Genomic DNA, 18,587 nt, shown 5'->3' with positions numbered 1-18,587 from the left:
CGTAAAAATTAGTGCATACCGTATCGGGTGATCCAGGCGACTTGCTACTTACTGCGCAATACTGCCGACCCGTTGCGCCGCCATTAGAATCGCGGTCAACGTTTTGGCGTCACTTATTTCCCCCTGTGCGACCATCGACAAGGCATCTTTAAGCGGGATAACTTCGAGCTCCATGCCTTCCTCGCCGGGCTCACGCTCGTGCTCGCCCACTTCTATATCATCGCTAAAGTAGAGATAAAACTTCTCATTTGTAAAACCGGCGGAAGTATAAAACTCCGCTAGTTTTTCAATGCGCTTTGCCGTATAGCCTGTCTCTTCTTTTAGCTCCCGTATGGCGCACTCCACCGGGTTCTCAAGCTCTTTTAGCAAACCGGCCGGTATCTCCAGCAGCATATCTTCAATCGGATGGCGGTACTGGCGTACCAGGACAACCTCTTGCTGGTCGGTGAGCGCGACAACCCCGACGGCATCCAGGTGGCGTACCACTTCGCGTTCGTATTCTTGCCCGGTAGGCGTTTGTACCGTATCAACGTAAAGGCTGATAATATAGCCTTCGTAGATCAGTTTTGATTGAAGGACACTGAAACTATCTCCCATTATCATCCTCCGCTATACCGGCCGCATATATTGCCGCCGCACCTGCAGCCATAAAGAATTCCGGTTCATCTTCAACTGTCCGGCCCATGGTCGTAGGAGCTAAGCCGCGCTTTTTAAGTATATCAAGCGTGAGCCCCGCATCGATACGCTCAACCCGGTGCAGAGGCTCGAGACCCGATTCGCTTAATTGTCGTTGTATGGTTACTTCTCTTTCGCCTGTCATCGTAGGGATGGTGACCGCCGATGGCGACATCGCGGCAAGCGTGAGCGCGGTTATTGTATGGTGGCTGATCCCATAGTGCCGCTCACGCATGTCTTGAAAGCTTATTCTTGGTATCGCGACCGCTCTGCCCTTAAGGCTGTTGACCGCATTGATTATCTGCCCCTGTTCGATGCCGGTAAAACCAAGCCTGGTATTACTGCCGACGATACCGGGCCCCATAGCCACTATCGCCACATCAGCCCGTGCGGCATGCCGTGCCGCCGCCAGCGCGCTATAGATGTTTATAGCCTCGATATCGCCGCCGAACGCATGGCCGGCGGTTATTGTCATATCTATGAGTCTGCTTTGCTTAAGCTCGGCTACAATGTTGCTTAACGCAAGCGGCAGCGCAGCCCCGTCAGTCATGATATATGCAACCTTAAGCTCCGGCCGCAGCTCTTTTAGTACCGCGGCTGCCGCAGGTAACTGGCTGTGAAGAGTGCCGATAATGACGGGCATCTCGTCGATGCTTACAACCTGCTTAAGAGCATTATAGTAGGGGCTTGATTCTTCTTCGGCGGCGCGGCACTTAAGCTGCATAGGCGTGTAGCGCAGTTTCATTATGTGCCCGCCGGTGCCACTAACGAGAGACTCTTTGGCAAGATTCCATACGACGAAGTGATATCCGCCGGTGCCGAGGTCTAAATCAACCGCAGTCGTGTTAACAACCACCTCGTCGCCCGAATTTATGTCGCCTAAAAGTGATGTGTAGCAAATTGCTTTTGCTTTTAAGCCCTCAATATCAACGACAACCTCGGCATAACCGGGCCGCGTTCGTATAATTTCGGTAACCGTTCCCGTTCTAAACGTTATCATGTAAACCCCGCATTATTCAGGTCGCGCCAATTCAATAAGAAGCCTTGATAAGTTTACAAGCTCACTCACTGCAACGTGCTCCTGGTTGCTGTGCACGTTCATAAAACCGACGCCTAAATTAACGGCGTTAAGACCCTTCTTGCTAAACACGTTGGCATCACTTCCGCCACCGCTCTTTATGAGGTTCGGTGTGAGCCCTAGCCTCTCAACCGCTGCGACCGAGCGCTTAATGATCGGCGCTTCCGGTGCTGCATAATACCCGTCATACGGCCGGATACGCCTGATTTTTACGTCGGCGCCCACTTCCTCAGCGCCTTGTGCAAAGCACTGCACCATTGAATGTATCTGTGTCTCGAATTTCTTAAGATCGTTGCTGCGGCATTCGGCAAACATGCGACAGCGCTCCGGTACGATATTGCCCGCCCTGCCGCCTTCGATAGTGCCGACGTTTGCCGTCGTTTCATCATCAATACGCCCGAGCTTCAAGCAACTTATGGCTTTTGCGGCGGCGGCAATTGCATTGATGCCGTTCTCGGGGTCGACGCCGGCGTGAGCGGATTTACCGATAAACTCAACCTCGAACGATTCTTGATACGGCGCACTGAGAACTATCGTCCCGACCGAGCCGTTCGAATCGAGAACGTATGTGTAATTGATGTATTTATCACTAATGTCGAGCTCTTTTGCCCCTTGTAGACCGATTTCTTCGGCAATGGTGAAAACGAGATGAACCGGCCCGTGCGGAAACGCTTTCTCCGACATGAGCGTGAGAACTTCAAGCATTGCGGCGCACCCGGCCTTGTCGTCTGCGCCCAGAATGGTATCACCGCGGCTGCCGATAATGCCGTCTTCTACAACCGGTTCAATACCGTTGGACGGCTCGACGGTGTCCATGTGCGCTGAAAACATCACGCACGGTCCTTCCGCGGTTGCCGGCACTGTAACTATTAGGTTACCGGCGTCACCGCCTCTGCGCTCGCCGGCGTTATCCTCGAATACTATGTAGCCGAGTGATTCGGCATATCCTTTAATGTAATCGGCTACTTGTCGCTCTTGGTAGCTGGGGCTGTAGATCTTCACCAGATTCTCGAACAACCGCACTACGCGACCCTCATCAACCATTTCTATAGACCTCCAGCCGTCTTTGAAAGTAAAAGTGGAACCGTCAGGTTCCACTAGATTTCTTTATTCAAATAATTTATGTAAGGTACCGACACGTTCGCGCGCCAGGTTATACTCCAGCGCGGCATGTATAAAATCCCTGAACAGTGGGTGCGGCCTCGTCGGGCGCGATTTGAATTCGGGATGGAACTGTGTGCCGACGAACCACGAGTGGTCCTTTATTTCAACTATCTCAACGAGATGCCCGTTCGGCGAGCGTCCGCTTATCGTCAAGCCCGCTTTAACCAGCTGATCGACATAGTCGTTATTGACTTCGTAACGATGGCGGTGCCGCTCTTCGATCTCTTTGCATCCATACGCCTCTTTTGCAAACGTGCCGTCTTGCAGCTTACACGGGTATGCTCCAAGCCGCATTGTGCCGCCCATATCCTCGACGTCTTTTTGCTCGGGCAGTAAATCGATGACCGGATATGGGGTTTCGGGATCGAATTCGGAACTGTTGGCGTTCGCGAGACCGACCACATTGCGAGCGAACTCTACCACCGCGCATTGAAGACCTAAGCATACGCCAAAGAACGGGATATTATTCTCTCGGGCGACTTTTATCGCGTGTATCTTGCCTTCGATGCCCCGTATGCCAAATCCGCCGGGCACCAGAATGCCATCTACCCCTGCGAGCTGGCGTTCGACCTCTTCCTGGCTCACTGTCTCCGCGTCAACCCACACTATCTCAACATCGCTATTGTTATAGTAACCGCCGTGTTTCAGCGCCTCGACAACGCTTAAGTATGCGTCGGGCAGCTGCACGTATTTTCCGACAAGGCCGATCTTGATCTTGTTCTCGACCCGCCTGATGCGATCGACCAAACCGTGCCACTCGGTCAAATCGGTTTGACCGTTCTTCAGGTTTAAATGCTCGACAACGATATCATCAAGCCCTTCCTCGTGCATGTTCAATGGAATGATGTATAGATTAGCGGCGTCCAGCGCCGTGATAACGCTCGATGGTTCGATATCGCAGAACAGGCCTATCTTGCGCTTTACCGAGACATCAATCGGGCGGTCTGTTCGCGCTACGATAATATCCGGCTGAATGCCGATGCTTCGAAGCTCTTTAACGCTATGCTGCGTGGGCTTGGTCTTAAGCTCTGACGAGCTTGGTAAATATGGAATCAATGTGACGTGTATATAAAGGACATTCTCTTTGCCGACGTCTTTCTTGAATTGCCGAATTGCTTCGAGGAAGGGGAGGCTCTCGATATCGCCGACCGTGCCGCCGACTTCGGTAATGACGATGTGCTTCTCGTCATCGGTTGCTAAATTCAATATTCGTTGTATTATCTCGTTAGTAACGTGCGGAATGACCTGCACGGTACCGCCAAGGAACTCACCCCGGCGCTCTTTCGTAATGATCGACCAGTAAATTTGGCCCGCGGTTACGTTACTGTCGCGTCCTAGATTCTCGTCGATAAAGCGCTCATAATGGCCGAGGTCTAAATCGGTCTCGGTGCCATCGTCGGTAACGAAGACCTCTCCATGTTGAAATGGGCTCATCGTGCCCGGGTCAACGTTAAGGTACGGATCGAGCTTCTGAATCGTGACCTTGAAACCCCTGGCCTTCAATAACCGGCCGAGTGTGGCCGCCGTTATTCCTTTCCCCAGCGACGACACAACGCCGCCGGTAACAAATATGTGTTTAGCCAATCATCTCTCCCCTTTATGTCCCTTTACTTCCTTCAAAAGTCTACTATATTAAGCTATTGCTGTCATAAACATTTATGACAGCAAAACAGTTTACTTTGCCGTTAGCATGCGGCTCATCGAATTCATGCTCAAAAAGATCATGCCGTGATAAGAATTCAAAATCGCTCGCAAGCTCATCTTTGGTAAAAAAGTGCAAATACTTCTAAAGCTGTTCTATCTTCAGGCTTTAGCAAATGGCAGATATTCGATGCGAACGTAACATCAAAACCAGAGTTGTGCAGATCCTTGAAATCCTGGCACCGAAATACTGCTCGTGCGGTACCGGATGTGGCGCTGGCTGCTTCTTCAGCTATTGCAATAACTGTTTCAGAGGTATCAATCCCTACTACTTCATACCCAAGTTCATCTGCCAGATAAAACGAATCTCGGCCGTAACCACAGCCGATGTCCAAAAGATTTTGATATGCGGTTATTCTAGCGGTTCCAGCGTGTCGCTTAAATCGCGAAGCCGCTATCTTAGCAAGCTCGCTACGATCATCGCCCCATATAAGATTTTCGCTCTTATATGCTTCGTCCCAATCCATAAACCCGCCACGTTTTTATACAACTTTTGAATTTTAACACGGATCGAGCTGAAAAGCGATGCCGTTTCGCCAACCGAAGGCTATTCGACCATCAGCATGCATTACTAAACGCTATTCAACCCGCCGGCCTATGTTATCGAGCGCCCGCAGAAACCCCACACGCTCAACAATTGCGCTAATAGAGTATTTTTCAGTAAGCAGCTGCAGCAGAACGAGCACGACGATCAGCGGCAGTTTAACATTCCAATCGAATGCGGCGGCAGCACAAAAGCCGATCATAGCGCCTAAAATATTCGAGCCGGTATCGCCGAGCATAATCTCTTCTCTAAGATCGGCCGCTATAAGAACCAGGGCAACTCCGATCATCGCCGCCGATATGGTCCCAAGAGAACTTCCCCCCACGAACAGGATAAGCAGCTGCAGCGGAATATATGCCTTGAGCGCACGACCGGGGCGCAGATCAAGCAAGTTGAGAGCGTTAACAAAGAGCGAAATGAGAATAGCGTTGCCGAGTATGTTTACAATGCCGCCCGACAGAAGCGACGAAACCACAACCGCCGTCGCCGGTATTCCGATAGCCTTCAAGCCGCCCGTCGTCAGTTTGCCTTTAACAAGCGCACCGATATGCCCTTTAAAGCCGGACGATTCGCGGTTGCCAAACGCATCATCGATAAGCCCAAAAAAGCCGGCACCGATAATAAGAAGCGAAGTCATCACTGCAAACTCAGGACCTATAATAAACCCATCCGGCACGACAATGCCGAATTGCGATGCCAGTAGTGACGCGAATACAGCGATCACCATCAGGAACAGCCAGGACACGATAATAAGAAGCCCGAGCATATTCACCACTTCAACACCGCGAAAATTCGTCTTTACAGCACCCGCCCCCCGTAGCATTTCTTTGAGCGGCTTAAGCAGAACAATACTTATGATTGCGGCCGTTACCGCATGCAAAATTACCCAGAGGTAGAATAATACGGTCATCATTTGGAATGATACTGCTCCCATAACATAAGATAGATAACAGTTGGAATCATATATGACATCATTATCGCCGGTATGAGAATCCCCGAGTCTTCAAACGCAAAGCCGATAATGCCGCCTATAAGTGACGCGGTTATAGCGGCTGATATGCCCTTGTGGTCGGCGAGCAAACGCCGCAAGACGCCGACCGGTTTGAACCATAGAAACGTAATAACGCAAATTGTAATCAGCAAGAAGTACGACCACGTGCTGTACCGCAAAATCATTAAGTTTGTCGAGAGCTTTCGGTTCACCACGATAAAGAACGCGGCTGGGCCACCGTCCATTACCGATAGTACGAACTTGCCCATGTGCGTGATACCGCCGTTAAGCACGTCGTAGGCAAGAAAGCCGCCTAACGTTATAACGACTGCGGCCGCCGCAATGACAATGCTTCTCGCCTTTGCTTGAGACTTTAATGCGTGATAAATAATCACCGAGAAGGCAGCAACCGCAGCGATAATGCCTCCTGCGTTAGCACCGACCGTCGGGAACCCGATGATATATGTGAGCGCAAGCGATATCACCGCAATAATTCCTACCATCCATTTAGTCCATTCTTTCTCAAGCATCACGCCGAAGAGCAGCACCGCGTTTGCGATGAGTATCGGGTACGCTTCGTTTCCGATACCGAAGAAGCGATTGCCGCGAATCGTATCGTAGCCGAAAATACTGTTGATAAACGACGGTGAGCCCAGGCACACATCGATTGTGAGCACAATGAGCGTAAGCGCCGCTACGCCGATGATAGGCTGCAGTTTATTTCTCCTAAACAGAACCAGCAGCGTTGCAAACGCCGCCGACACAACCACCGTTAGCAATGTAACCAGCGGCCCCTGGCTTGCAAGGTGCTCGATTTTCGTCGTGTAAAACGAGAACAACGGGAAGCTCATAGTCGTAAATATAAGCACCTCAAGCACCGTCGCCGAAAGCTTGTTGAGGATTTTTCTATATGCGAGCACGAGCGCTGCAAGAACATACAATATAACCTGGATATAAATATATGCGAGAATCGCCGTGCGACGGGTATCTTTTACCCCGACCGAACTTTTATTGAAATCGTCAAGGCTCTGCGGCGTTACGGATTCCGACCCGGCCCTCATAACGGCACCCGCCATCTTTTCGGTCTTTTGCAGGCCGAGTACAGTAAGCACCGTGGGGGCGATATCAAGCGTCGTCACAAGGCTGGTACGCTTCGTCGTATCGCTTGTAAGGCTGCCTGCGCCAAAACCGGGACCGTGTACGATGATCGGCGTCATTTGCTCGAGCGAGCTTTTTAAGGGCAGCTTTGAGGAGCCCGGCGGCGAGAGAGCGGCGATAATAAACGTCGTATTCTCCCCTGCCGCTTCCATGGCTTGTTTGATAAACCTACCGCCCGTGTATATCGCGCGCATGCGCTGCAACCCTGCCTGCTTATCGAACGCGTAGTTACTATACCAATCGGCGCGAACAGTATCGCCCAAATCGACTACCACGAAATCAGCTTCCTTAAGCGCCGCACCAAAAAGCGTTAAGAGCTTTTTCTGATCGGTTCTCAACCCGAACGGGTATTTCTTATCTTTCTTTAGGATATCTTTTCCGACATCGCCGTAATCAACAATGCCGTTACTATCCATTGCGATCGTTACTGCTTCACGATTATAGCTGCCCGGCTCATATTGTAGTGAGGTGTCCGCATTACCGATAACTGCTGTCTTTTTGCCGGAAGTTTTAATCGCATCTCCAAGTTGACCGGCAAAAAAATCTTGCAGTCCGTTATCGTTATCCCGCACAATCGATGCTATGCCGACTTCAAGCACTTGCCCGGCTTTCGCAGTTTTGCCCGTGCGCAAGCGATAGGCGTCTTTCGCCTGCTCATCTCCGTACGCCTCGGTTGCATTAAACTCCTCGAAACTGGTCGATGCACCGTCCGCACGTATGCCCGCACCGACGCTTAATGCGTTTCGCGGGCGCGATGACGCTTTAAACGCGCGGTTATTTAACAGGCCGATTGCGCCGTTTTTTATAAGCCCATTTATAGTTGGGTCGTTCGCATTTATAATATCCGACCAGGTAATGTTATCCATTAGGATGAAAACTACTTTTCCATCGGATTGTTGCGGAGTTGCGGCGAGAATCATTTGAGGTGCTAGCAACACTGATAGCAATACTACGACAATAACTACTGCGAGCTTTCGCTGCATCGATAACCTCCGAGACATCACGCTCGATATGGGAACTGAGCACATGGATACATGATAAACGTGCTTCTCACTACAGTCAAACCGGCTCTATGCCCCCGCGCTAACTCTTGCTTTTTGCACAACAATAAAGACGAAGTTGGCCGCGCCTAACGCAAGAAGCGGCACTACCGGCATTATGTAGCGGAAAACCACGTGGGTAAGAAGCGGGACAGCCAACAGAGCCACTGCAAACCAGGCAACAAGTATACGGTCGTATCGCCTTCTCGACCCCATGAAAAGCCCGGCGATCCCGAGAACGGTAAGCGTCAGATAGCTTATCCCGATGAAGACTTGCGGGTCGCTTATATCGTCAAAATTTCTTGGAAAACCAAGGAGCTTGCGCGGGCGATTGCCGATCTTATAAAGGATCTCCGCCCTCGTCAGATGCAGCAAGTTATACTTGGCTTCTTGGGAACAAAGATGGCTTAGCTGTACCTCGTTCATGTTTGGGTGCTCATTCCTGAACTTTATCTGCAATAGGCTGAGCGAGTACCCCTTATCCTCAAGCGAACCCCACCACAGCGTCGCCGGCCCGGTTGTCGTACCGAACATTACCTCGTGAAATGTCACATAATTTCGGACGACCCACGGCCCCAAAATGAGCATGGTTCCCACCAGAAACATACCTACGGTTTTCGCCATCCACGAGTACCCGTTTTCCTTATAGCGAAGCCACCAGATAGGCAAGAGGATTACCGGGAGCACGAAGACCACCTGACGGCATAAGTAGGTGATACCGAACAACACGCCGGTGCCGGCCAGCGCCCACAATGACGGTTTGTCTTTCTTTAAAATCACGACAATCGCAATTAAAAGAAGCGCCTGAAGAAATATGTACAGCGTTTCCGACATTAATCGAAAACCGTAATAAATAAGCTGGGGCGATACTGCCACAATGAAAGCAGCCCCCGCACCCCGCAATCGGCCGTACATTCGCGAGCCAAGCATGAAGACAGCAATTGCCGTGAGTATTCCGAGGATCATATTTGAAGCCTGTGCAACCTCAACCGCAGAACCGAATACATAATGCACGGCAACCAGATAAAATGGGTACGTTGGGCCGTAAAACGCCGTTTGTTGGCCGGTTCGGGCGATCATGTGGTCGGTGCCGATATAGCCCTTACCGGCAAGCAGGTCTTTCGCCAAGTTCTCATACATTAGCGAATCGGTCGACGTCCCGAGGACATTCCTGCCTTCGCCCTGGTGCCAGGCGCCAATTCGTAGCAATGCACCGAATATCAATGCGACAATGACTATAATTGCCGCTGCATCAAGTTCCTTAAGCCGGTTTCTGATCCAATCCATAGTGTAAGGTTACGCCATTTCTCAATAATTTTGCTATATCATTCGGCTAGAGACACTTCTTTATTCCCTCGAGCGATTGTCATAGCTCATGATACCGATTTTTAACCGTATGATGTAGGATAATTATCCCATTTCCCGTATTGCTTAATCAAATTACCCATTTGTTATGTTATTTCGACCAATAATAGCAATAAAAAAGCCGGTTAACTAGATTCCATTTTCACTAGTTACCGGTTTATTCGGTTAGTTTCGATTGGTATTTTGCGCCTATCCAGCAACCTCAAGATAAAGTGACTGCGTCGGCTTGATCATATTCTCAACTGAAAATCTTCCTGAGATAAGCTTCTGGCCTGCACTCGCTTTTGCGTTTGCCTTGTCGGCGTCGGATAACAGGCCGCTAACGGCCTTTACGATTGCATCTGCATCCCCCGGCTTCACAAACTCAACACTATCCTCGGAAACGACTTCGCGCACGCCCGGCGTATCCGAGATAACAACCGGCTTTATGCTGGCAAGAGCTTCAAGCAGAGCGAGCGGCAATTCCGTTGAGATATTCGGTATAACCACAACGTTCAGGCTTTTCAAAATATGCGCTACGTCTCGCCTGAAACCTAAGAAGTGCGCGTTCTTAGCAATACCGAGAGATGCCGCTTTCTCTTTAAGATTATCGAGTTCATCGCCATCGCCTGCGACGATAAAATGCATTTCGGGATCATCTTTTTGCAGCTTGGCTGCCGCGTCTAAAAATACATCAATACCGCTTCCGGGCGTCAGCTCGGTTACCGTGCCGATCATCTTATGATCTTTAGTAACCTCAAGCTCCCTAAAGAGATGCTCGGTATCGAGTGTGTCGCCGAAACGCTCTATCTCGATACCATTATATATCAGCCTAACTTCGTTAAGCGGTTCGACTTGTTTTCTGATGTCCTCGGAGATTGCAATTATGCGGTCGGGCGTGGTTAAAACCTTGTCATGCTGAATTCCGAATAAACCCTTCTTTTTTGAAGTATCCTCTGCGGTATGAACGGTGGAAACATGTTTTACTTCCAACGCTTTCGCAAGGTGTGTACCAACAAAGCACGCCTGGTCGCCATGAGTGTGCACAAGATTTACCTTACGTTCTTCGAGGAATTGCTGGATCTGTTTGACAATACCTCCGACATTAAGTTTAGTCGCCGTTGAAATGCCGGGAATTACAATATACTCGACGTCGAGATCTTTAATATGCTCAGCGATGTACGTATCGTCTGAGGTAACCAGGTACGGTTTGTACCGAGCCCGGTTAAGGTACTTCAGGAGGACGAGGACATGTTGTTTTACGCTACTCATACTTGAATCAACAATGTATAGGACCCCTCGTTCGATCACTAGCATTACCCCCCCGTAACATTGCGAATTAAGCGCGTCATTATCATATTATGTATCGGCAACCGTCCTTCTAAAGATTACACGTAAAATATCTAAAAATTGCCGGCCACGGTGCATAAAACCTGCAAAATTGCGGCCGGTTTCACGATGCGTCATATTGACCGGCACTTCAACAACACGACAACCCTGTTTTAGGATATCGATGCTTAAGCCTACTTCGAGCCCATAGCCCGATTCAAACTCTAATCCTTTTAAATAACCGGTCTTAACCGCGCGCTGCCCGGATAGCGGCTCGGCCATTTCCACGCCGGTAAACCGCTTAATAGCCCACCGTCCGAGTCCTTTCGCCAGGCCGATGCCGCCCTTTGTTTGCGGCTTTGGAAAATCTGCAATCGCCATATCGGCGACACCGCGCACTACGGGGTCCAGAATTTTTTGCGCTTCGGCCGCGCATTCGCCAAGGTCACCGTCAAGAAATAAGGTTACGTCATCGGTTAGATCGGCAACCGCTTTCTGTAGAGCCTTTCCTTTACCGGCATTTTTCGATAAGCGCAGCACCTCCGCGCCTGCTTGCTGCGCTACCTGGCTCGTGGCATCCGCTGAACCGTCATCGACAACCAAAACCCTGGTTACCGACGGAATGGCGCGCGCCGCGCGCACCGTCGCGTCTATCCTGTCGGCCTCGTTATATGCTGCTATAACGGCTATTACGCTCGTATGATTCGTGGTTTCCATATGGTTTTGCTTCACCTCGAAAATAAAGGACCCAGAAGCTGGACCCTTTATCGTTTCGTTATTTATTCGTGTATCAGGCCTTTTAAGACGACGGCATAAGCTGCCCGGCGGTTTTCTTAGAGCCGAAGTTGCCATCGGTCCCTGCCAGCGTAAAGATCGTCGAGATAATTCCCATTGGCTGGTCGACATTATCTACGGTAGGAATACCGGCCGTCTGATAGGACTTCACGTACGATTTCTCGCAATCCGATGCCTCGACACCGCTAACCCGTATCTTTACAGCTTTAAGCTGCAGAATGATCGGCAGATCGATCTTCATCGGGTCGCGCGCCACGTCCGACCCACCAACCAGGACGGCCTTCGTGATCGGCTTCATCGGCGATACCACAACGAGGTCGCCGGTGATAAACCCGATTGTCTTTAGTTGCTGCAAATACGGCGCTCTCGGTTTAAGAGTCGTTGTGCTTGTAATAGATGTTGCCGTTGTCGTATTAACCGTAAGCTCATCAACCATTTTCTTAATAAGCAGGTCTTGGGCATTTTCTGCGTTTAAATCGGTAGAGAAATACGGCTTCATCTGAGTTATTATCTGGTCTGTGATTTTAAAATCCGGTACGAGCTTGATGCTGCTGGCCGTAGCCCCGGCTTTCCTAATGCTACTCAACATGCCGGACACCACTTCGTCTCCCGCCGAACCGGTCACGATAACCGCGACGTTGTCACCGGCTAACCTGTCTTTAACGGTGAGAGGAATAATCTGATCGGCAAATTGACGCTGGGTACTCACTTCATCCTTTAACGTTCTGTTTTCCGTTCTAAGCTCGTCAAAATTTTGTTCGATTTTTTTAACCAGCGCCTGCTGCTGGTCGATAAGCAAGCCTTTGTCAACTATAACCGTGCCGAGCAGAATACCGATTGCCAGTGCTAAAAACACTCCAACCAGTGACGCTATGTGATAGCGCATGTCAAACATAGATTTCTCCTAAAGTCCCAGACTGAGTTTTATTTGAACTATAAACAAACGGATAGACTGTCGTATCGGCGGAGCAGCCATCACTATCGCTATAATAGCGCTCATCGCGGCTAAAAGTAAAACGATTAGATGGCTGATTTTTACGGACGACCTGTAGAGTTTGTTTACACCTTTTGCATCGACAAGTTTGCTGCCGACCTTAAGACGTACGAGAAATGTACTCGACATGCCTTTGCGCCCTTTGTCCAGAAATTCTACAAGATTGGCGTGCGTACCCAGGGCGACGATGAGGTCCGCCCCTTTCTCATAGGCTAAAATCATTGCTATATCTTCGCTGGTACCGGCCGACTCGAAGACGAGCGACGGCAAGATCATCTTTTCGAGCCGCGACAACCCCGGAGCTTTCCCACCGGGATATGCGTGTACGATAAGCTCTGCGCCGCAGCGAAGCGTTTCGTCAACGACGCTGTCCATGTCGCCGATAATGATATCCGGCGTGTAACCCTCTTCTACGAGCGCGTCGGCGCCCCCGTCGACGCCGATAAGGATAGGCTTCATCTCGTGGATATAACCGCGAAGCGCCTTCAAATCGGCTTTGTAATCGTAGCCGCGAACGACGATGAGAACGTGACGGCCTTCAAAATTGATGCGCGTTCTGGGAACGTTTGAGCCGTCGAGAATAAGTTCCTTTTCTTTCTGTATATATTCGAGCGTGTTAACCGCGAACTTCTCAATTTCCACGCCTATGCGATCATTGGCTTTGGCCATCTCTTGCTGTAAGAACGCATGGGTGAGCTTTGTGCCGCTGCCGACCGTGCGGTCGCCTTCGTATATCTGGTCGCCTTTTACCGTGATCTGTTCGCCCTCTTTTACGATTTCGAATATCTCAGCGCCCACATTATCAACCAGGTGAATACCGGCGTCACAGAGAATTATCGGACCCGCGTTAGGATATGTGCCCGAAGTAAAGCAGCTTGCGTTTATTACCACCTCAACGCCGGTTTCGGCAAGCGCTTCGGCGGTTACGCGATCGAGGTCCTCATGATCAATAATTGCGATATCGCCTTGTTTAAGGCGTTTCACAAGTTTCTTGGTTCTCTTGTCAAGTTTAGCTTTGCCTTCGTAAAACATACTTCCAGCCTTCTTAACACGTTCCTCTTTGTTATTCTTGCGATCTTGGCGATATTTGTGACCCTTACGTAACAGCTTCGAGCGCTTCCCGCCCCGAAGTATATCCTCATCTACGCTGTCATCGAGGAGCCAAGGCCCAGCGCTATCGGTGTTTTTCTCTGTTCGCTCGCCCGTCATTGTTCCAGATCCTTTCACTACTACTATACACTACGTATCTGAAATCTTTGAGCCAGAGTTTCGCTTTGTTTACTGTTGTATCCTATCTCATCCACGGCAATTTGGCGAACCCAAAACTGCAATATTCACTATAAATTCACAATTAGTCTTGGATGTCGATGGATGTCGGATTTACTTGGATGTGTACGTGGTCTTCTGGTTCGGGTAAATATTTGATTACCTGGCTTTGTATCTCAGGCAACGGCCGCATTGAAGCTATCGGTGTTTTTCTATGAATTACTTTCTGGCCTGCCGCTACCGCTACATTCTTGATGTGTATTATCGCTACATGTAGGTTTGGGAAACCGTCGGGTTGAATTTCGACACGATAATCCGTGACTTTGCCATATAAACAATACGTGCAGACTTTTGTTACGACGCCATCCACCGGGCTTAAAACCTCCGCATTCGGCTTCAAGACTATGTCCATGGCCGATGTGGCCGAGCTTCCACGCGCCCGAGTGTTCATCACAAAAAGTACCGGTACCAGGGAATTAATAACCGCATTGCGCACGGTTGTCGTGCTTTCGTTATCGAAGAACTTAATTGCGGGATTAATCACTTCCGCGTCTTGGCGTTCCGCCTCATGAAACCCAACGGCAATAACATCGCCGATTTTAGCAGGCAGCGATAGGCTAAGGCCGGTATCGGCAACACTGGCAAAGCGCTCGTATATCCTTTGATTCTCATGCGCCGCCAGTTCGGACGCACTCGCGTTTTTACTATGATGTGATATCCACGGTATACTAAATTCACTAACCGCATAACAGGTAAGACCGATCGAGAACAGGAAGAGTATGACAAGGGCTGCGTGTTTCATTCTTAAAAGCCGTAGTGTTCGCTGTTGCTCGCGTTTTTCTCTGATCCGTTGAGCTGCAGTTGCTTCCGCCGAGGATATGCCGGGGCTTAGACCTTTTAATTCGAAATCTTTACCATGTGTCGATTCATGCTCGTTAGTTAACTGTTCCATGCACCGTCCCACGTTTGCTCTTACTTGCTTTACTCAGTAATTCTTCCGCATGTTTAAGGGAAACATCCGACTCAGCGTTTCCGCTTAAGAGCCGCGCCATTTCATCGATGCGGTCGCGATCGAGAAGCTCACCGATTTCGGTAACCGTACGGCTGCCTTTCTCGCTTTTTACGACATTAAAGTGCCGGTCCGCATAGCTTGCGATTTGAGGCAGGTGAGTTACGGCGATGACTTGATGTTTGCGCGCGAGCACAGCCATCTTCTGTCCGACGGCCATTGCCGTTTTTCCGCCGATCCCGACATCAACCTCATCGAATATCAGCGTTGATACCTCATCCGCATCGGCTAATACGATTTTTAGCGCCAGCATTATGCGGGAGATTTCCCCACCGGATGCGATCTTAATAAGCGGTTTAACAGGCTCGCCTTTGTTAGCCGAAACCATGAATTCTATCTTATCGATTCCGGTACTGTAGAGGCGGTACCACCCGCCATCGACAAGCAAGCCCTCGCTGTCCTGTTCCCTGATACATAATACCTCAAATTGCGCATTTGGCATATTCAATTCAGCAAGTTCTCTCTTAACTTCAGCCGAGAACGCTTTAGCGAATTGCTTCCTCGCATTACTCTGGCAAAATGCGATACGTGCAAGTTCTTTTTCTTTTTGGGATATTTCGGCCTGCAGTGCTTCTTTGCGCTCTTCCGATGTATCGCAGAGCGCCATTTCAGCCGCCGCTTGGTCCCTATAACGCAGAATATCTTCAATCGTCGCGCCGTATTTGCGTTTTAACAGCGATAGAAGCGCCAAGCAGTCCTCGACTTCCTGCAACCGGCCCGGTGGAAAATCAAGAGTGGTGCCGTAGTCTCGTAAACCCGCCACGCAGTCTTCAACTTCGATCAATAAACTATCCAGGCGCCCGGTTATTTCATCGAGCGGTGTATCGATTCCCGAGACATGTTTTAGTTCTGCGGCTGCCTGCGCTATCAGTTCGGTTGCGGACATGCTTTCGCCGGACTCATCGAGCGTAACGGCCGCACCGGCGACTGCCGTGTAAAGCTTCTCGGCGTTGCGCAGTATATCGCGTTCGTGCGTAAGCTCTTCATCCTCGTTCGGCGAAAGATCGGCGCTATCGATCTCACCAATCTGAAACTGTAGCAAGTCTTTTTTGCCGAGCAGCTCTCGCTCGGCGCCTTTCAGGTGCGCAAGACCATCTTTGAGCTGCTTGAACCGCTTGCTTTGATCTATAAATGCTTCTCTGAGCTGCAAAAGTTCGGCGCCGCCGTATTTATCGAGAAAATCAATGTGAGAGGATATTTTGAAAAGCGATTGATGCTCGTGCTGCCCGTGCAGGTCGATCAGGCGTTTCCCGATCTCCTGAACCTTTGCCAGCGTGACCATGCGGTCGTTAATGTAGCACTTGTTCTTGCCATCTGCGGAAATAATTCTGCGGATAATAATGTGCTCGTCTTCATCATCAAAGAGGTCGGCTACGGTCTCGTCTTCGCGCATTTTCTTAGGTACCGAGAATACGCCCTCGACTTCGGCCTTGGTGCAGTCCCGGCGAATGAGCGAGGTGCCGGCGCGTCCGCCGAGCAGTAGATTTACCGCCCCAACGACAACCGTCTTGCCGGCTCCGGTTTCGCCGGTCAAAACGTTTAAGCCGTCGCCAAAGACGGCTTTTGCTTTATCTATAAGCGCCAGATTGCTAATATACAGCTCTTGCAGCATCCCGTTCACCTAACGCAGCCATGTGTCCCACACGCGAAGTTTGTCTTTGAAAAGCGTGTAGAAGCTTCTCTCTTTAAGCCGTGCTAAAATTGCCTTTTGCGGAGCCTTGGCAATGGTAATTTCATCGATTATCGAATTAAAAACAGCAAACCCATCGACACCGACCTGTACCTCTACTTTTTTACCCAGCTCAATGCGTATCGTATCGGTGCTTCCTAAAACAAGCGTCCTGCCGAAAAGCGAGTGCGGGTTTATCGGTGCAAGCAGTATCAATTCCTGGCCCGGCGATACAATCGGTCCACCGGCGGAAAACGAAAATGCGGTCGAGCCTGTCGGTGTTGCAAATATGAGGCCGTCCGAGGTATACCTGCTGAAGAATTCTTCGTTAATGTATGTATCAATTTCGATCATGTGCTGGAAGCGGCCCCGTTCGATTGCGAGCTCATTGAGAGCGAGATATTCTAGCTGGTAATCGCCCGCCTTCAGCACACATTGAAGCATCATCCGTTCATCAAGCATGAAATCACCTGCAATGATGCGCTCCATCGCCGGGTACATCTCATTAAGTTCGACCTCAGATAAAAAGCCGACACGACCAAGATTGACGCCGATTACGGGGACTGCGGCGCCCCGAAGCAGGCGTACGCCTCGAAGAATCGTGCCGTCTCCACCGAGACAGACCACGATGTCGCTCTGTCGAAAAGCGCTCTCATCGACTCCCAAATCGGAGCGATCGAGCTTTATCGCGTCTTCGTCTTTCATAATGACGCGCACGCTTCGCTCGCCCAGCCACTGCGCCAACTCAAGCGCCACAACGGGTACATTAGGCTTCTCGATATTCGGAACGACCGCTATTGTTCGAACCGCTTTATTTGTCGAATTTTCCATATAGACCCAATCTGGCAAGTTACAACGTTTCTATTATACGGCAACTCATCACTTTTAATATACCCCGACCGTCACGCGAAACCATGGCGATATATTATAAGCGAATCGTGCCGTGCTTGGTATTTACGGTGCCGCATGTAACGCGGCATGCGCTTCGTCTACAACCCCGGAAATGGTCTCGGCTTTTTCTGATTCCGGGATGCCCTCCCCGGTGCCGCTCAGGTAAACCAAAAATTCTATATTTCCCTCCGGTCCTTTGACTGGTGAATACGTTAATCCTTTAACCACCAAGCTGTGTTTCGTGTAGTAATCCCATAGCTCGGCAAGCACATCTTTGTGGATATCCGGGTCTCGTACAACACCCTTTTTACCCACACGCTCACGCCCCGCCTCGAATTGCGGCTTTATCAAGGCGATAATTTCGCCTTCCGGTCGCAGCAGCTGCAAAACATTATCGAAGATCTTTTCATGGGAGATAAACGATACGTCAATAGTAATGATATCTGCAAGATAGGGTACATTTTCAGGGGTAACATGGCGTATATTCGTGCGCTCCATAACCGTAACGCGCGGGTCTTGCCGGAGCGACCAGGCAAGTTGCCCGTAGCCGACGTCGATTGCGGTGACCGCTTTGGTGCCGTGCCGTAACAAGCAATCGGTAAAACCGCCGGTAGAAGCACCGATGTCTATTGCGTGCTTTCCTTCGGTGGGAATATTAAACGAATGGAGAGCTTTCTCAAGTTTTAAGCCGCCTCGGGAGACATACGATGCAGCTTCGACAACATTGATGTGGCTGTGGTCGTCGACAAGGCTGGCGGGTTTTGTGATCGGCTTGCCATCCGCAAATACTTTACCCTCGCTTATCAGACGTTGTGCCTGCTCACGGCTGCTCGCTATACCGACTTCCACGAGGTATACATCGGCTCGTTTCCGTGTCAT

At 50.2% G+C, this 18,587-nt stretch carries 16 protein-coding genes; all 16 read right to left on the bottom strand.

The genetic code is table 11. The features are described 5' to 3' along the window. Window positions 1-48: 48 nt before the first annotated feature. Entirely contained in the window at window positions 49-597 is a 549-nt protein-coding gene (locus VGK02_02325; GenBank protein ID HEY3373883.1) for an NUDIX hydrolase, read from the bottom strand. Next, entirely contained in the window at window positions 587-1,675 is a 1,089-nt protein-coding gene (locus VGK02_02320) for a DUF3866 family protein (protein HEY3373882.1), read from the bottom strand. The genes VGK02_02325 and VGK02_02320 overlap by 11 nt, the downstream gene beginning before the upstream one ends. Window positions 1,676-1,687: 12 nt before the next feature. Then, on the bottom strand, window positions 1,688-2,797 hold the full coding sequence (locus VGK02_02315) for a M20/M25/M40 family metallo-hydrolase (GenBank protein HEY3373881.1): 1,110 nt from the start codon (window positions 2,795-2,797) through the stop codon (window positions 1,688-1,690). 63 nt (window positions 2,798-2,860) lie between these two features. Next, window positions 2,861-4,501: a CTP synthase gene (locus VGK02_02310; GenBank protein HEY3373880.1), complete on the bottom strand. Its 1,641-nt coding sequence runs from the start codon at window positions 4,499-4,501 to the stop codon at window positions 2,861-2,863. A 173-nt stretch (window positions 4,502-4,674) separates the two neighbouring features. Next, window positions 4,675-5,085 carry a methyltransferase domain-containing protein gene (locus VGK02_02305; GenBank protein ID HEY3373879.1) on the bottom strand — a complete coding sequence of 137 codons (411 nt, stop codon included), beginning with the start codon at window positions 5,083-5,085 and terminating at the stop codon, window positions 4,675-4,677. Between the two features lie 111 nt (window positions 5,086-5,196). Then, window positions 5,197-6,075, bottom strand: coding sequence for a hypothetical protein (locus VGK02_02300; GenBank protein HEY3373878.1), 879 nt, complete (start codon window positions 6,073-6,075; stop codon window positions 5,197-5,199). After that, the gene (locus VGK02_02295; GenBank protein ID HEY3373877.1) at window positions 6,072-8,294 is read right to left on the bottom strand and encodes a hypothetical protein; all 2,223 of its coding nucleotides are present in this window, start codon (window positions 8,292-8,294) and stop codon (window positions 6,072-6,074) included. The genes VGK02_02300 and VGK02_02295 overlap by 4 nt, the downstream gene beginning before the upstream one ends. An 87-nt stretch (window positions 8,295-8,381) precedes the next feature. After that, entirely contained in the window at window positions 8,382-9,638 is a 1,257-nt protein-coding gene (locus VGK02_02290; protein HEY3373876.1) for a glycosyltransferase family 39 protein, read from the bottom strand. 267 nt (window positions 9,639-9,905) lie between these two features. Then, a complete protein-coding gene (locus tag VGK02_02285; GenBank protein ID HEY3373875.1) occupies window positions 9,906-11,012 on the bottom strand; it encodes a glycosyltransferase family 4 protein in 1,107 nt (368 codons plus the stop codon). A gap of 42 nt (window positions 11,013-11,054) precedes the next feature. Then, complete coding sequence (locus tag VGK02_02280; protein HEY3373874.1) at window positions 11,055-11,741, bottom strand: glycosyltransferase family 2 protein; 687 nt, start codon at window positions 11,739-11,741, stop codon at window positions 11,055-11,057. Between the two features lie 82 nt (window positions 11,742-11,823). After that, entirely contained in the window at window positions 11,824-12,714 is an 891-nt protein-coding gene (locus VGK02_02275; GenBank protein HEY3373873.1) for a copper transporter, read from the bottom strand. A 9-nt stretch (window positions 12,715-12,723) separates the two neighbouring features. Next, window positions 12,724-14,022 carry a putative cytokinetic ring protein SteA gene (gene steA, locus VGK02_02270; GenBank protein HEY3373872.1) on the bottom strand — a complete coding sequence of 433 codons (1,299 nt, stop codon included), beginning with the start codon at window positions 14,020-14,022 and terminating at the stop codon, window positions 12,724-12,726. A 142-nt stretch (window positions 14,023-14,164) separates the two neighbouring features. Continuing rightward, entirely contained in the window at window positions 14,165-15,031 is an 867-nt protein-coding gene (locus VGK02_02265) for a M23 family metallopeptidase (protein HEY3373871.1), read from the bottom strand. Next, on the bottom strand, window positions 15,015-16,760 hold the full coding sequence (gene recN / locus VGK02_02260; GenBank protein ID HEY3373870.1) for a DNA repair protein RecN: 1,746 nt from the start codon (window positions 16,758-16,760) through the stop codon (window positions 15,015-15,017). Before recN ends, VGK02_02265 begins: the two co-directional genes overlap by 17 nt. Window positions 16,761-16,769: 9 nt before the next feature. Then, the gene (locus VGK02_02255; protein ID HEY3373869.1) at window positions 16,770-17,648 is read right to left on the bottom strand and encodes an NAD(+)/NADH kinase; all 879 of its coding nucleotides are present in this window, start codon (window positions 17,646-17,648) and stop codon (window positions 16,770-16,772) included. A gap of 123 nt (window positions 17,649-17,771) precedes the next feature. Then, window positions 17,772-18,587 carry a TlyA family RNA methyltransferase gene (locus VGK02_02250; protein ID HEY3373868.1) on the bottom strand — a complete coding sequence of 272 codons (816 nt, stop codon included), beginning with the start codon at window positions 18,585-18,587 and terminating at the stop codon, window positions 17,772-17,774.

The sequence above is a fragment of the Candidatus Aquicultor sp. genome, assembly GCA_036504445.1.
GTDB lineage: Bacteria > Actinomycetota > Aquicultoria > Aquicultorales > Aquicultoraceae > DASXVE01.
This window is presented reverse-complemented; position numbering and strand designations above follow the sequence as displayed.

Bases quoted from the DNA above. Each gene is read 5' to 3' on its own strand.
- VGK02_02325 (HEY3373883.1), bottom strand. From the start codon at position 597: ATGGGAGATAGTTTCAGTGTCCTTCAATCAAAACTGATCTACGAAGGC.
- VGK02_02320 (HEY3373882.1), bottom strand. From the start codon at position 1,675: ATGATAACGTTTAGAACGGGAACGGTTACCGAAATTATACGAACGCGG.
- VGK02_02315 (HEY3373881.1), bottom strand. From the start codon at position 2,797: ATGGTTGATGAGGGTCGCGTAGTGCGGTTGTTCGAGAATCTGGTGAAG.
- VGK02_02305 (HEY3373879.1), bottom strand. From the start codon at position 5,085: ATGGATTGGGACGAAGCATATAAGAGCGAAAATCTTATATGGGGCGAT.
- VGK02_02300 (HEY3373878.1), bottom strand. From the start codon at position 6,075: ATGATGACCGTATTATTCTACCTCTGGGTAATTTTGCATGCGGTAACG.
- VGK02_02295 (HEY3373877.1), bottom strand. From the start codon at position 8,294: ATGCAGCGAAAGCTCGCAGTAGTTATTGTCGTAGTATTGCTATCAGTG.
- VGK02_02290 (HEY3373876.1), bottom strand. From the start codon at position 9,638: ATGGATTGGATCAGAAACCGGCTTAAGGAACTTGATGCAGCGGCAATT.
- VGK02_02285 (HEY3373875.1), bottom strand. From the start codon at position 11,012: ATGCTAGTGATCGAACGAGGGGTCCTATACATTGTTGATTCAAGTATG.
- VGK02_02280 (HEY3373874.1), bottom strand. From the start codon at position 11,741: ATGGAAACCACGAATCATACGAGCGTAATAGCCGTTATAGCAGCATAT.
- VGK02_02275 (HEY3373873.1), bottom strand. From the start codon at position 12,714: ATGTTTGACATGCGCTATCACATAGCGTCACTGGTTGGAGTGTTTTTA.
- steA (HEY3373872.1), bottom strand. From the start codon at position 14,022: ATGACGGGCGAGCGAACAGAGAAAAACACCGATAGCGCTGGGCCTTGG.
- VGK02_02265 (HEY3373871.1), bottom strand. From the start codon at position 15,031: ATGGAACAGTTAACTAACGAGCATGAATCGACACATGGTAAAGATTTC.
- recN (HEY3373870.1), bottom strand. From the start codon at position 16,760: ATGCTGCAAGAGCTGTATATTAGCAATCTGGCGCTTATAGATAAAGCA.
- VGK02_02255 (HEY3373869.1), bottom strand. From the start codon at position 17,648: ATGGAAAATTCGACAAATAAAGCGGTTCGAACAATAGCGGTCGTTCCG.
- VGK02_02250 (HEY3373868.1), bottom strand. From the start codon at position 18,587: ATGACACGGAAACGAGCCGATGTATACCTCGTGGAAGTCGGTATAGCG.